This window comes from Pseudarthrobacter sulfonivorans, from assembly GCF_031454915.1.
Lineage (GTDB): Bacteria > Actinomycetota > Actinomycetes > Actinomycetales > Micrococcaceae > Arthrobacter > Arthrobacter sulfonivorans_C.
This window is the reverse complement of sequence record NZ_JAVDRS010000003.1, coordinates 161,614-174,951: the sequence shown is the minus strand read 5'-3', so window position 1 is coordinate 174,951 and position 13,338 is coordinate 161,614. Positions and strand designations below refer to the sequence as shown.

At 63.9% G+C, this 13,338-nt stretch carries 12 protein-coding genes; 6 read left to right on the top strand and 6 right to left on the bottom strand.

What is annotated here, in order from left to right; all coding sequences use genetic code 11:
- Positions 1 to 88: 88 nt before the first annotated feature.
- Complete coding sequence (locus J2808_RS08735; protein ID WP_309814732.1) at positions 89 to 673, top strand: hypothetical protein; 585 nt, start codon at positions 89 to 91, stop codon at positions 671 to 673.
- A 46-nt stretch (positions 674 to 719) separates the two neighbouring features.
- Here the strand turns inward: J2808_RS08735 and J2808_RS08730 are convergent, their stop codons facing one another.
- Both J2808_RS08730 and J2808_RS08725 read right to left on the bottom strand, forming a co-directional pair.
- Entirely contained in the window at positions 720 to 1,928 is a 1,209-nt protein-coding gene (locus tag J2808_RS08730) for a DUF4832 domain-containing protein (RefSeq protein WP_309814729.1), read from the bottom strand.
- A gap of 339 nt (positions 1,929 to 2,267) precedes the next feature.
- Positions 2,268 to 4,283 (bottom strand): beta-galactosidase, encoded by a 2,016-nt coding sequence (locus J2808_RS08725; protein WP_309814724.1) that lies wholly within the window; start codon positions 4,281 to 4,283, stop codon positions 2,268 to 2,270.
- 178 nt (positions 4,284 to 4,461) lie between these two features.
- Between J2808_RS08725 and J2808_RS08720 the strand changes: the two genes are divergently transcribed.
- Genes J2808_RS08720 through J2808_RS08700 form a run of 5 tightly spaced genes read left to right on the top strand, consistent with a single transcriptional unit; the run spans position 4,462 to position 9,621 of the window.
- Complete coding sequence (locus J2808_RS08720; RefSeq protein ID WP_309814721.1) at positions 4,462 to 5,745, top strand: ABC transporter substrate-binding protein; 1,284 nt, start codon at positions 4,462 to 4,464, stop codon at positions 5,743 to 5,745.
- Positions 5,746 to 5,776: 31 nt separating this feature from the next.
- Positions 5,777 to 6,730, top strand: a complete 954-nt coding sequence (locus J2808_RS08715; RefSeq protein WP_309814718.1) for a carbohydrate ABC transporter permease — start codon at positions 5,777 to 5,779, stop codon at positions 6,728 to 6,730.
- On the top strand, positions 6,727 to 7,644 hold the full coding sequence (locus J2808_RS08710; RefSeq protein ID WP_309814714.1) for a carbohydrate ABC transporter permease: 918 nt from the start codon (positions 6,727 to 6,729) through the stop codon (positions 7,642 to 7,644). The genes J2808_RS08715 and J2808_RS08710 overlap by 4 nt, the downstream gene beginning before the upstream one ends.
- 24 nt (positions 7,645 to 7,668) lie before the next feature.
- Positions 7,669 to 8,313: a Poxvirus protein I5 gene (locus J2808_RS08705; protein WP_309814711.1), complete on the top strand. Its 645-nt coding sequence runs from the start codon at positions 7,669 to 7,671 to the stop codon at positions 8,311 to 8,313.
- Between the two features lie 48 nt (positions 8,314 to 8,361).
- Entirely contained in the window at positions 8,362 to 9,621 is a 1,260-nt protein-coding gene (locus J2808_RS08700) for an MFS transporter (RefSeq protein ID WP_309814708.1), read from the top strand.
- 20 nt (positions 9,622 to 9,641) lie between these two features.
- Here the strand turns inward: J2808_RS08700 and J2808_RS08695 are convergent, their stop codons facing one another.
- The 4 genes from J2808_RS08695 to J2808_RS08680 form a co-directional block, all read right to left on the bottom strand.
- Entirely contained in the window at positions 9,642 to 10,229 is a 588-nt protein-coding gene (locus tag J2808_RS08695) for a hypothetical protein (RefSeq protein WP_309814705.1), read from the bottom strand.
- 105 nt (positions 10,230 to 10,334) lie between these two features.
- Positions 10,335 to 11,579, bottom strand: coding sequence for a Gfo/Idh/MocA family protein (locus J2808_RS08690; protein ID WP_309814702.1), 1,245 nt, complete (start codon positions 11,577 to 11,579; stop codon positions 10,335 to 10,337).
- 122 nt (positions 11,580 to 11,701) lie between these two features.
- Positions 11,702 to 11,863 carry a hypothetical protein gene (locus J2808_RS08685; RefSeq protein WP_309814701.1) on the bottom strand — a complete coding sequence of 54 codons (162 nt, stop codon included), beginning with the start codon at positions 11,861 to 11,863 and terminating at the stop codon, positions 11,702 to 11,704.
- 24 nt (positions 11,864 to 11,887) lie between these two features.
- Positions 11,888 to 13,291 carry an FAD-binding oxidoreductase gene (locus tag J2808_RS08680; RefSeq protein ID WP_309814698.1) on the bottom strand — a complete coding sequence of 468 codons (1,404 nt, stop codon included), beginning with the start codon at positions 13,289 to 13,291 and terminating at the stop codon, positions 11,888 to 11,890.
- Positions 13,292 to 13,338 lie beyond the last annotated feature (47 nt).

The following is a 13,338-nucleotide window of genomic DNA, read 5'->3' as shown; positions in this document are numbered from 1 at the left end:
GCCGGACGAACTGGAAGCGACTCCGCCCAGTGTCACCCCCTCTGGTGACCCAGCTCCATCTGCTCAGGCCTCAGGGGCGCCGCTTCAAGTGATCACCATCCCGCTGGGTAAGCAGAAGCAGGCTGGTGTCGAGGCAAGGCTGCCGATCAACGGCTACTCCGGACCTCCGGGTTCGGAAATTACCTACGATGCCTCCGAGTCCGCAGGCGTCGTGGTCAGGTACGAATGGGATCTGGACGGCGATGGAAGCTACGACCGGACCACCGCCGATCCTGTCCTCAAGCACACCTACAAGGAAGAGTTTCAGGGGGTGATGATTCTTCGGGTTACAGGGATTGCCGGCGGGACCGACGTGTTGGAGACGCCGGTGCGCATCAGCACGACGCCCCTGCATCAGCGCTTGGCCGCGCCCTTGAACGTCGAGGTGGAGGTGCTCTCCACCGTGGAAGGGATAAGTGAAGTCAGGGTCACGTGGGAGTCCGACGATCAGGGTGCCGACTCATGGGCCATCGCCGTCAACGGTTTCCCGGCCGGCCGCGTTGCCGGGTCAGCACGGTCAGTCAATGTCACCGATATCCAGCGAGCAGAGGATGTCTTGCTCGAAATTATCGGCATGACCGCCGAAGGCGCGCTGGGCGAGCGGGCAGGCACCACGTTGGCCGCCGGGGGATAGCTTCCCTCGTTCAGGCCGATTTCCGTCCTGGAGTGGACCTCCGCCCTTACGAAGCCGGGAAGTGGCTGCGGCCCATTGTCAGCCACCCCGCGAGCGTCCGGTCCTGGGAATCGTTCGCGAAACGCAGGGGCACCCCACTAGCAAGAGGATTGGCGGGCCGCATCAGGAGGGTGTAGTCGCCGGAGGAAATCCCGCTTGTTTTGAGTGGGGTGTTCCACTGCAGCGACATGCCGGGTTTTAGCCCAGTGAGTTGCCAGGAAGTTGTCCACGTGCGGACAATTTGGCCGTCTCTGCCAACTGCTGCGATCTGTATGGGCCAGTCATAGTAGAAAGGAGCGATTCCGACGTTGCGGACCATGACATTTAGATCGCTTTGCCCTTTCTTTGGGCCGTGTGAGACAGAGAAGGCTGTGGCCTGGAAACGGTAGCCGAGTGACTGGGATGCTGCTGCCGCGTTAATGAGGGCTTGCCCCGTATATCCGGGGGCGAACGCGTATTGATTGAGTATCCATGAGGCGTGCGTTGCTTGGACGCTCCCTGAAAAATCGTTATCGGCGCCTTCCTCAACAACTGGGCAACGCATAGGTGAGTCGAAGATGCACTGTTGAATTTCACCCCCGAGTTCCCCGCCGATTGGTTGCGTGAGCCACTTCTCAGTTACGCCGGCCTGCCTCAACTGGTCCACGAAGTGCCAGCCCGGTCCCGGCAAAGTCTCCACAGCGAAGGAATCGTCGTGGTAGCCAACGTTGAGGCCGGTGTTGTTCGAATCTGGGTATCGCGCCTGAAGCTTTGTTTTGGTGAAGGCCTCGGTGTAAGCCTCGAGTACCCGCTGCTGTATGGCCACTGGTGGAGACCAGTCTCCGGATGACCCGGACCCATCGTGCGGAAATGTATGCCATTCTCCCCAGAACCCCAAAAGGCCCAGCTGGATGAATCCGATTCGCGGATCTCCGTCGTAGCGGGAGCCAAGAGCAGCGATAAAATCTTCCAGTTCATCGATGAGGCGTGGGTCGTTATAATCCGGGGAGACACTCATCCCTTGGTTGTCATGATCTTCGTAGGTGTTGGTAGCCAGCCCCTCTTCAAGGAGATACTCCGGCACGCCGCTGGGCTCGCCCGGGGAGTCCAGATAAAACCTGAAGACCGACTGATGGCCGCGCGAGGCAATTGAATTCAGCGGCTCTTCAAGGTCCGTCCAGTCATACACTCCGGCATCTGTAACCACAGCGCTGACCGGAAGATAGAACCACTCCATGGAGTAGGGTGCGGCAGTGAAGGAACCTTCGTACGGAACGAAACCCTGCAGGGGGTTACTCGCCGGGGCGGGGCCAGGCGCCAAGGAAACCCACTCTCCTGATGGGGCCAACGCGGACTCCGCAGGTAATGGTGTTGCAGACGGGACTGCTAATACGGCCACCGCTACGGAAGCTGAGACAACGGCCGCTACGAGATGCTGTAGCCGTGGTGTCCCGCGTGGACGTTTAAGCAAAGGCGATACGGCAGCCCGCAAACTCACCATATTCAATTGAACGTCCCTTGCCTGGCAGTGACAAGCGCCAGGCAGGGCGGCCACCGGTTTGCCGGGCCTCCCGGATCAGTCCTCCGCAATCACCGCGACTGAACCCGCCTCAACGGTCCCCGCAAACGCCGCCCCGGTCAGCAGGTCCACGCCGGCTGCCTCCACCGCGGCCGCTGCCCGGGTGTGGTTGATCGCGAAAAGGTACCTGCTGCCGTCGGTGGCGCGGCGACGGACGATTTCCACGCCGACGTCGGCAACAGCAACGGGTGCCACGCCGGATTCGGCCAGCAGCCGGTCCACGACTGCTTCGATCCCATCACGGTCCGGGAACGTCGCCAGATACCAGGCCGCGCCGGAACCAACCGCGTGACGGGTGAGGGACGGCAGCCCTTCCAAGGGATATTCCGTGAAAGTCTGCACCGCTTCAGCACCGGCAAGGTGGACGTGTTCGCTCCAGATGGTGGACACCCCGCCGTCGCTCAACTTCAGCTGGCCGCCAGCCAGCAGCGGGTGGAATTCCTCCACCCGGATCCCCAGCGGTTCGCGGAAGGCTCCGGGATAGCCGCCCAGCCGGATGTGGTCGTTTTCGTCGGCGATCCCACTGAAGTAGGTGACCAGCACGGTGGCGCCGGCCTGTGCAGCAGCAGCGATGTTTGCCGCCGCCACGTCCGTGACCGTGTACAGCGTGCACACCAGCACCAGGCCGTAGCCCTCGAGCGGAGCCGAAGGATGGACCATATCCACGGCAATCCCACGCAGGAACAGGGACCGGTGGAAAGCCCGCAGCATGTCCAGGTATTTCAGGTCCTCGCTGGGCTTGGAGTCGATCTCGCTGGCCCACCAGGCTTCGTAGTCGAAGACGATCGCCACCCGCGCTTCCACTCGTGAACCGCGGACCGGCGCGAGCCTCTTCAGGGCAGAGCCGAGGCCCACCACTTCGCGCCAAACGCGCGTGTCTCGGCCGCCGTGCGGGACCATTGCCGAGTGGAACTTTTCGGACCCGGCAAAGCTCTGCCGCCACTGGAAGAACATCACGGCGTCCGCGCCACGGGCCACATGGGCCAGTGAATTGCGCAGCATCTCGCCCGGCATCTTGGGCTGGTTCCGCGGCTGCCAGTTGACGGCCGACGTCGAATGTTCCATCAGGATCCACGGGTCACCGCCCGCGATGCCCCGGGTCAGGTCCGCGCTGAACGCCAGTTCGATGTGCCGCTCCGGATCCGCCGCCACCAGGTAGTGGTCGTTGGCGATGACATCCAGGTCCTTGGCCCAGTCGAAGTAGTCCAGGGCTTTCGTGGCGCTGGATGCCATCAGGTTGGTGGTGGCCGGAATGCCGGGCGTGACCTCGCGCAGCACCGCAACAAGCTCGCGGTAGTAGTCGATGAGCGCCCATGAGTTGAACCGCCGGAAGTCCAGCTGTTGGCCCGGATTGAGCGTTGAAGGAGCGGCGCCGGGCGGCAGGATCTCCTCGAACGAGCCGTAGTTCTGGGACCAGAACGCGGTGCCCCAGGCGGCGTTGAGCGCCTCGATGCTGCCATACCGCCGCTCAAGCCACGCCCGGAATGCCGCGGCGTCCTCCGGGCCGTAGAACTCCGAAACGTGGCAGCCCAGCTCGTTGTCCACGTGCCACAGCGCCAGTGTGGGGTGGTTCTTGTACCGCTCAGCGATGACGCGCGTGATGCCGGCGGCGTACCGCCGGTAAACGGCCGACGACGGCGTGTAGTGCCGCCGCGAGCCCGGGCCCAGCACGGTCCCGTCAGCCGTGACGGGGAGAATTTCGGGATGCTTGCGCACCAGCCATGCGGGCGGGGCGGCCGTGGCCGTAGCCAGTGCCACCTTGATTCCGTTCGCGGCGAGGTTGTCCATCACGTCGTCCAGCCAGCCGAAGTCATACTGGCCTTCGGCGGGTTCCAGCAGGGCCCAGGAGAAAATCCCGACGCTCAGGAAGCTGACGCCGGCCTCCTTCATCAGTTCGAGGTCCTCCAGCCGCACGCTGGCCGGCCACTGCTCCGGGTTGTAATCGCCACCGTAGGCGATCCCCTCCACGAGGCTCCAGACACTGGCCGGACCGGAGGTCTGCTGCAAAGTCATGGGACTCCTCTGTCTTCGAATGGACTAAACGTACCGCAAACCCGGGCTTGGGAAAACGCTTGCCCAAATTCAGGAATGCCCGTATTGTATCGATTCAGAAAGCGTGTAAGCCAGCTCACAACTCACTCTTGAAGTTGTCGGAGCAATGGTCTTGCACAACCCGAGCAAGGAGGCTCTCATGATCACAAGAAGGAATTTCCTCACCACGGTGGCGGTCGGTACGGCGTCGGCCGCGGCACTGGCAGCCTGCGGATCGCCCGCCGCCAGCCAGACGGGTTCCGCGGAGAACCCCGTCACCATCAACTACACCTGGTGGGGCAATGACGACCGCGCCGAGCGTACCCGCAAGGCGATCGCCCTCTTCGAGGGTAAGAATCCGGATATTAAGGTCGCCGGGAATTTCACGGATTTTGGCGGGTACTGGCCGAAGCGTGCAACGGAGGCAGCCGGCGGGGGCCTCCCGGACGTGATGCAGTTTGACTTGTCCTTCCTGCGGGATTACGGCCAGCGCAACCAGCTCCTGGACCTGGGCACCGTCAAAATCAACACCGACGCCTTCGATAAGTCCCTGTTGCCGTCGGGCCAGATCCGGGGCAAGACGTATGGCATTCCAACGAGCACCAACGCGTTTGCGGTGTATTACGATCCGGCGAAGCTCGCGTCGATGGGTATCGCTGAGCCGGACGGCACGTGGACGTATAAGGAATTCAATGCCTTCCTGGCCGAGGTCGGAGCCAAGGGCAACGGGGCGCTCTTCGGTGGCACGGATTACACCTCCGTGTGGTGGATGTTCAATGTCTGGTTGCGGCAGAACAACATCGAGGCGTTCACCGAGGACGGCAAGCTCGGCTTCACCAAGGACGATTTGAAGAAGTGGTGGAACCTCACCGCCGAGCTGCGCGGCACCCCCGCCATCGTTTCCGAAGAGCGCGTCACCCAGCTTGCGCCGAAGTCTCCGTTTGGCTCGAACGTGACCGGCACTGAGGTCACGTGGGATAACTTCATGGCCGGTTACCTCGCGGACAGCGGTGCCAAGGAACTCAAGCTGGTGCCGGTTCCCTCCGATGACAAGGAGAATCTGGGCCTGTTCCTGAAGCCTTCCATGCTGATGGCGGCCAGCGCTAAGACCAAGTACAAGGACGCTGCTGCCCGGTTCATCGACTTCATGGTCAACGACCCCGAAGTAGGCCAGATCTTCAAGACCTCCCGTGGTGTTCCGGCCTCCAAGACCCAGCGTGACGGCACTAACTTCGAGGGAACCGACAAGCTGGTTGTGGATTACGAGAAGTCCATCGAGAAGTACCTCAAGGACGCGCCCGAGCCGCCCATCGTCGGTTTCGGCACGCTCGAAACCTCCTTCAGGCGTGTTGGTTCTGACCTGAACTACGGCAAGCTGACCGTGGACGGCGCCGTTGATGCGTGGTTCAAGGAAGCCGAAGACCTCATCAAGCAGAATGCCTGATCCAGGCATTCATGACTGACGGACTGATTTCGTGACTCAAACCCCAACCCTGAGCAGGCGTTCGGCGTCGCCGTCCGCTCCCGCTCCGCGCAAGTCAAAGCGGAGCGGGGCGGACGCCCGCGCCGGCTACACCTTCCTGCTGCCCTGGCTGCTGGGATTCATCGCCCTGACCCTGGGCCCGATGGTTTCCTCGCTGTACCTGTCCTTCACCAACTACAACCTGTTCGATCCGCCCAAGTGGATCGGGCTGGACAACTACACCGCCATGTTCCAGGATGAGCGGTTCCTGCAGTCGGTGGGCGTGACCGTGGGCTATGTGGTCTTCGGTACCCCGCTGAAGCTGGCCGCCGCACTGGCGGTGGCCATGCTGCTGAACAGCAAGCGAAGGGGCCAGGGCTTCTACCGCTCCGCGTTCTACGCCCCGTCCCTGATCGGCGCATCCGTCTCCATCGCCATCGTGTGGAAGGCCATGTTCGGCGATTCCGGACCGGTGGACCAGGGCCTGTCCTTCTTCGGCATCAACCTCGGTGGCTGGGTAGGCAACCCCTCCATGACCATGCCGATGTTCATCCTGCTGACCGTCTGGCAGTTCGGTGCCCCGATGGTGATCTTCCTCGCCGGCCTCAAACAGATCCCGAACGAGCTCTACGAAGCGGCGTCCATGGACGGTGCCGGCCCGGTGCGGAAGTTCTTCAACATCACCTGGCCCATGCTCTCCCCGGTGGTCTTCTTCAACCTGCTGATGGAAACCATCCATGCGTTCCAGATCTTCAGCTCGGCCTACATCATCTCCAACGGTGAAGGCGGCCCGGCCGGCTCCACCCTCTTTTACACCCTCTACCTGTACCTGCGCGGCTTCAGCGATTTCCGGATGGGCTACGCCTCGGCGATGGCCTGGCTGCTGCTGATCGTCGTCGGCCTGATAACCCTGGTCATCTTCCGCACGTCCAAGTCCTGGGTCCACTACAGCGGTGATTCGAAATGACAACTTTGGCAACCCCCACCCAGTCCACACCGGACGTACAAATGCCGCACTACAACCCCAAGTCCGAATCCACGGGCGCCAAGCGCGCCAAGAGCGTGGCCTTCCATGCCGTCGCCCTGGCCTTGACCGGCGTGGTGCTTTACCCGGCGCTGTGGATGGTCGCCTCATCGTTCAAGCCGAACGCCGAGATCGGCGGCGCCAACACCTCGCTGTGGTCGGCCAACTTCAGCTTCGATAACTTCGTCACGGCCATGGACGGGATCGGCGGGGTCTCCACCCTGCAGTTCTTTACCAACTCCCTGATCCTGGCCATCGGCGCCGTCGTCGGCACCATTCTCTCCGCGTCCGTGTCCGCCTACGCGTTCGCCCGGATCAAGTTCCCCGGCCGCAGCGTGTTCTTCGGCATGATGATCGCCACCCTGCTCCTGCCCTTCCACGTGGTCATCATCCCGCAGTACATCGTCTTCAACCAGCTCGGCCTGGTGGACACCTACATCCCGCTGCTGATCGGCAAGTTCCTCGCCGCCGACGCGTTCTTCGTGTTCCTCATGGTCCAGTTCATGCGCAACCTCCCCGCCGAACTGGACGAGGCAGCACGCATCGACGGCGCCGGCCACGTCCGGATCTTCACCTCCATCATGCTGCCCCTGATGAAACCGGCCCTGATCTCCACTTCGATCTTCTCCTTCATCTGGAGCTGGAACGACTTCCTGGGCCCGCTGCTCTACCTGAACACCCCGGAAAAGTACCCGCTGCCCCTGGCTCTCCGTCTCTTTGTGGACCAGACCCAGAGCTCGGACTACGGGGCCATGATCGCCATGTCCGTCCTGGCCCTCCTCCCGGTCCTGATCTTCTTCCTCGTCTTCCAGCGCTACATCGTCGAAGGCGTCTCCACCCAAGGCCTCAAAGGCTGACGGCGAAAGATCACGAGACAGAAAATGAGCATCATGGACAACACCACACCCGCATCCGACCGGAGTGAACCCATCCCGGTAAACCGCTTCGCCCTGTTTTCCGAGACCCTCCTCGCCGGACTGCTGGTGCTGGTGCTGTCCATCCCGCTGGTCACCATCCCCGCCGCCTATGCGGCGGGGATCGCCCACCTGGAACGGCACCTCTCCGGACGCGACGATACCGTCCGTTCCCTGTGGACCACCTTCCGCGCTGCCCTCCCAGGCAGTTGGAGGCTGGGAATCACGACGGCGGGAGCCGCCGTCGTGATTATCCTGAACCTCTTGCTCGCAACAGTGGGGCAACTGCCGGGCAGTGCAGTGGTCCTTCCGGCCACGCTCGTCCTGGCAGTGGCCGGCGCGATCCTGCTCCTGCGCACAGCGGCATCCTGGTCCGACTTTGCCTGGTCCGACGTTGAAGGCGGGGAATCCACCCCGTCCACCGCCTGGTCCACGGCCTTTGCTACCGCCAAGGCTGTGTCGCTGCGCGACTGGACAGGCTCGCTTCTTCTCGCCAGCGCACTGTTCGCCGCCGTGGTGTTTGTCTGGATGCTGACGGCCCTCTTTGTGGTGGTCCCGGGCACTCTGATCCTGGCAGCGGCCGCGGTCAAGATGCGGTCCACGCGCGCCTAGCAAGTTGCGTCACCAGCCCTTTCCGTCACTAGCGAGTTGAGCCCCGTCGTGTCTTCCGACCGCCCACAGTCCGCAGAATCCCTTCGTTCACCGCAGCCGCCGGTCCGCTGGTTTCACCCGCTGACGCAGCATAACTACCGCCTCTTTCTGGGCATGACCCTTGCGGGCAGCATGGGGGTGTGGATGCAGCGGCTGGCCCAGGACTGGCTGGTTCTTCAGCTCACAGGCAGTCCCGCGGCGGTGGGCATCGCCGTCGCCCTGCAGTTCCTTCCCATGCTGGTGGTCGGACCCCTGAGTGGCCTGCTGGTGGATATCTTCCCCAAGCGCAGCATCATGATGATCTGCCAGTCGGTGATCGCGCTGCTGGCCATCGGGCTGGCGGCCTGGGTGGCCAGCGGAAACATCACCGTGTGGGCCGTGTACGGAAGCTGCGTGGCGCTGGGCGTGACGTCAGCCATCGACGCGCCGGCCCGCCAGGTGTTTGTCAACGAGGTGGTGGGCGACGCCGGGCTGCGGCCCGCGATCGGCGTCAACAATGCCATCGGCCAGTTTGGTGCCATGCTGGGGCCAGCCGTCGGCGGGGTGGTCATTGCACAGGCGGGATCTGCCGCCGCCTTCGCCGCCAATGCCCTCCTTTCGCTGCTGGTGCTGGGCATGATCGCCGCCGTCCGGCCGGCGCTCCTGCACGCCAGCGCCCCGGCATCGCGGGGACGCGGGCAGTTGCTGGCCGGGTTCCGCTATGTCCGTGAGCGGCCCGCGCTGCTTCTGATCATTACCCTGGCCGGGCTGCTGGGGGCATTCGGGATGAACGGGCCGGTGGTGCTGGCCGCCTTCGCAGAACGGGTGTGGCACAACGGAGCGGCCGGGTTTGGCCTCTTCAACACAGTTGGCGCCGTGGGTGCCCTCGCCGGCGCGCTGCTGGCTGCCCGGCTGAAGACCTTGGGCCGCAAGGGAATCGTTGCCGCCGCGGGTCTTTTTGGCCTTTCCCAGCTGGTTGCCGCCCTCATGCCCACGCTGGTTCTTTTCATCGTGATGCTTGTGGTGGTGGGCCTGATGGCCCTGCTCTTCCTGACCAGCGCGGCAACGGCCGTGCAGCTGGAAGCCGGCCCCGAAATCCGGGGGAGGGTCATGGCCCTCTACCTGCCGCTGCTTCTGGGCGGCCACGCATTGGGCGGCCTGCTCGCCGGATGGCTGACCGAGGAGTTCGGCGTGCGGACGGGCCTTGTGGTCACCGGAGCCCTGGCGATGCTGTCCGCGGCCGTCGTCGGACTCTTGCTGTGGCGGAATTCGCGGCGCAACCGGCGGTGACCCTCAACAGCGGCGGCCTGTCATCGTTCAGGGCGCATTGACAGCCCCAACCACCACGAGTCGCCCCTCGTCTGTGACAGGCGCAGTGTCGTGTCAAAGCCTCCGAGGACCCCTTCCGCGAAACAGCTAACGCTGCTGCTATTCGTGTAGGTGAGCCGGCAGTACCGGTCATCAACCACCAGCCTGCCCTGCCAGCCGCTGCGGCGAATGACCTCCTCCAGGTCCGCCCGCGTCAGTTCGAGGAGCGCGGGGCCGGACCACTGGCGGTGCAGGGACGGGCACGGGGCTGTCACGGCGCCGCAGGGCAGGAAGGCGGTGGCGCGGACCACTCTTCCTCCCCTGAAGTTCTCGTCTTTGCCGGGCTCGAACCGCTCAGGGACCGCGAGCTCATCTGCAACGTGGAGCATCGCGTTGGTCTTGGCGGTCTGGATGAACCCGCTGGCGAGAAGCACTGCCCCGATCAGCAGGGCGGAAGAAAGTCCGACGGCCAGGGCAAGACGACGCATTTTCCTTCGGGCAAGGACCAAAGTGATAATGCCGGCAATCACGCCGAGGAGAACAGCCACAAGCATATCGAGGAAGCCGACCGAGAAGTTCGAGTAATCCATGGGCGTGTCCTTTGTCCCTTGGATTGCACCCTACAGGTTGTTCCGCGGCCCGGCCTTCAAGACTCCGCTGCCAGCTTCAGGGTCCGAGGGCATCGTGTGCGCCGGTTACCGGCGTCGTTCCGCGGCTGGGTGCCGTTCATCCGCTGCGCTCCGGGAAGCAGCCCAGGGAAGCCCCAGTTCGCTGAACGTTGCATGCTCCTGCGTGGCACGCTCCAAGGCCTCTTCGATCCCCAGCACCACGGCGTGCGCCTCGTCGCCGTCACCCTCCCAGCGGACATACTCCGGCCCGATCCGGACGGGTGAAGGCGCCGTCCGGATGGCCTCGAGGACCAGCATAAAAGCGCCGCTCTCCACGATCGGGCTGATCAGTTCGGCACCCTCTGTCCGGTGGTCGATCAGGTTCGCGGTGAGATCGTCCCGGCCGTATGTCTGCTCCGTCTGTCCGTTCGCTGTGGTCACAGTGAGGCGGTCCTCGGTGTAGTGGAATATGGCCGTGCCCGCCGAGCCCTGCAAGGTGACGTAGGGTTCAACGGATTCGCTGGCGCAGATGGTGAGGGCACAGGTGATGGGTAGCCCCGTTGTGGTGCGGATGCGGATCACGGACGTGTCATCGGATTCGATGTCGTTGGCGCGGTACAGGTCGGTTTCCACGGACCTGACATCGGCCGTGGTCCGGGCCCCGGCGATCCGCAGGGCCGTTGCCACGGCATGGGCCAGCGGATTCGTGGCAACGCCGTCAACCACATTTACGCCATCAAGGCTGCGTTTCCCCGCCCAGCGGGAGCGTTTGAAATAGGCGCGGGGACGCACCCAGCGGCCGGTCGCGGAAATGCCCTGCAGTGTGCCGATGGTTCCATTGGCCACGAGTTCCTCGATGGCCGCCAACGCATGCGATCCAAGGCTCTGGAAGCCGATCTGCACGCTGCGCCCGGAGGCTTGGGCAGCCTCAAGGAGCGTGTCGAAATCCGCCAGCGAAGCGACCGGCGGCTTCTCCAGGTAGAGATCCGCTGCTGTGGCCAGCGCGGCGAGGCCCAGCGGTGCGTGCGTCTGGATGGGCGTGGCCACAATGATCACGTCCAGGTCCGGGGTGCCCGCCAGGAGTTCCGTCAGCCCAGCGAAGATCGCTGCTGTGTCCGGAACGGATCCGGGTGTCGGGGGCTGGGGATCGGCTACTGCCACGAGGTCGACGACGCCGGCCTCCTGCAAGCGTTCAAGGTTCCGCAGGTGGTGGGTTCCGAAGCCGTGGACGCCTACCAGCGCCACCCTCACTGCCGCCGTCGGTTTCCCGGGTTGCGAAGCGGCCGACGGTGCCGGGACTGCTGACTGTATTGCGGGGGCTGGCGTTCCCATGGTGCTCCGTTCCTGCCCAAAAGGGCGCAAGGGGGTTGCTTCCCGGGCATGAGGGCAAGCGCATTCCCGCATCCAGTGTGCGGCATGGGGGCGGGGATAGTCCAGCGCGTTGCGGGCACTTCTCACATGCCGAGCGGGGCTGCCCAGTTGCCGTTCCGGCCGCCGCTGCCGCCGGTCTGGTACTTGCCGCAGCGTGTGCAGCGCCGGTAGCGGCCGCCGTCGTCCGTGGTTTCGACGTGCCAATCGTGGCGCACGTTCATTTTGCAGAGCAGGGTCTTGAGCATGGCTTTCTCCGATCCGTAACGATGTCAGTCAGGCTTGATGTTCTGGTTGAGCCGGAAGAAGTTCGTGGGATCGTACTTGCGTTTGAGGGCCTTGAGCCTGCGGTACTTGGCGGCCCCGTACGCCTGCCTGACGCGCTCCTCACCCTCTTCCATCAGGAAGTTCACGTAAACGCCGGTGTGGTAGGGCGCCAGGGCAGACCAATAGTCCCGGGCCCACTGGCGCTCCGCATCGAATCCGTCGGCGGTCTTGCTGTTGCCGTTGATGTTGAACGTGAACCCGGCCTGGCGCCCGTTGAACGCGGTGGCGTCATCGGCAATGCGCCCCACTGCCCCGCCCAGCTGCCACATGGCCACGCTGGTGACCGGAGAGGTGATGCGCAGGCCGTGTTCGGTGGCGATATCGATGACGTCGTCGCTGAGGCCCGCCACGTCGCAGGACCGGACGTAATAGGACCAGCCGTGCGGAAACGAGGGATCGAACATCTTCTGGTGCTCCAGGAAGGGCTTCGGCCGGCACAAATCGAGAACCGGGGAGCCGAATTCCTTCAGCGGCCGCATGACCCGTTCGCCGTCGTCAACCGATCCTGCATAGCACCCAACGATCGCGATAACGTGCTTGCCCACCAGCCCGGGCGGCACGATCGGCAGCGCCGGCGCCTTCCTCTGGATCGCGGCGGTCATGAGCTCATCAGGGCAGTCGGCGAGCCAGTCGCGATAAAACCGCAGCACTTCCGGGGTGTCCTCCATGGCCCAAAAGACCGGCCCCGCCATTACCTGGGGACCCACGGGGACAAGCCGGAACTCGAACTCGGTGACGATGCCGAAGTTCCCGCCACCGCCGCGCACACCCCAGAAAAGGTCGGCGTTATGTTCCTCGCTGGCCCTCACCAGTTCCCCGTCGGCCGTGACCAGGTCCACGGAAAGCAACTGGTCGATGGTGAGTCCGTGCTTACGCATGATCCAGCCGATGCCGCCGCCGAGGGTCAGGCCCGCCACTCCGGTATGGGTCACGATTCCTGAAGGAACAGCCAGCCCGAACTCCTGGGTCTCGCGATCAAGCTCTCCGAGCAGTACACCGGCCTGGACACGTGCCGTCCGTGCCTCGGGATCCACCCGAATCCCCTTCATCAGACTGAGGTCGATCACCATGCCGTCGTCGCAAACGGACAGTCCAGGGAAGCTGTGACCGCCGCCGCGCACGGCCGCCAGCAGGCCCAGCGAACGGGCCAGCCTCAGTGCGGCGCGAATGTCCGCCACGCCGGTACAGCGGGCTATGACGGCGGGCCGCCGGTCTATCGACCCGTTCCACACCTTGCGATGATCGTCGTAGCCCGCATCATGCGGGCGGATGATTTCGCCCCGAAAGGACGTCTGCAGTTCGTCGACAGCAGTGCCGTTGATCTCCGTGTCTTGTGTCACTGAACTCACGGACCTCTCGCTCTTTCCAGCAGAGTCCCACACGTTTTAGGGACCTG

What these genes read in the sequence shown, in the direction of transcription:
- J2808_RS08730 (WP_309814729.1), bottom strand. Translation starts at nt 1,928, where the DNA reads ATGGAGTGGTTCTATCTTCCGGTCAGCGCTGTGGTTACAGATGCCGGA.
- J2808_RS08725 (WP_309814724.1), bottom strand. Translation starts at nt 4,283, where the DNA reads ATGACTTTGCAGCAGACCTCCGGTCCGGCCAGTGTCTGGAGCCTCGTG.
- J2808_RS08720 (WP_309814721.1), top strand. Translation starts at nt 4,462, where the DNA reads ATGATCACAAGAAGGAATTTCCTCACCACGGTGGCGGTCGGTACGGCG.
- J2808_RS08710 (WP_309814714.1), top strand. Translation starts at nt 6,727, where the DNA reads ATGACAACTTTGGCAACCCCCACCCAGTCCACACCGGACGTACAAATG.
- J2808_RS08705 (WP_309814711.1), top strand. Translation starts at nt 7,669, where the DNA reads ATGAGCATCATGGACAACACCACACCCGCATCCGACCGGAGTGAACCC.
- J2808_RS08695 (WP_309814705.1), bottom strand. Translation starts at nt 10,229, where the DNA reads ATGGATTACTCGAACTTCTCGGTCGGCTTCCTCGATATGCTTGTGGCT.
- J2808_RS08690 (WP_309814702.1), bottom strand. Translation starts at nt 11,579, where the DNA reads ATGGGAACGCCAGCCCCCGCAATACAGTCAGCAGTCCCGGCACCGTCG.
- J2808_RS08685 (WP_309814701.1), bottom strand. Translation starts at nt 11,863, where the DNA reads ATGCTCAAGACCCTGCTCTGCAAAATGAACGTGCGCCACGATTGGCAC.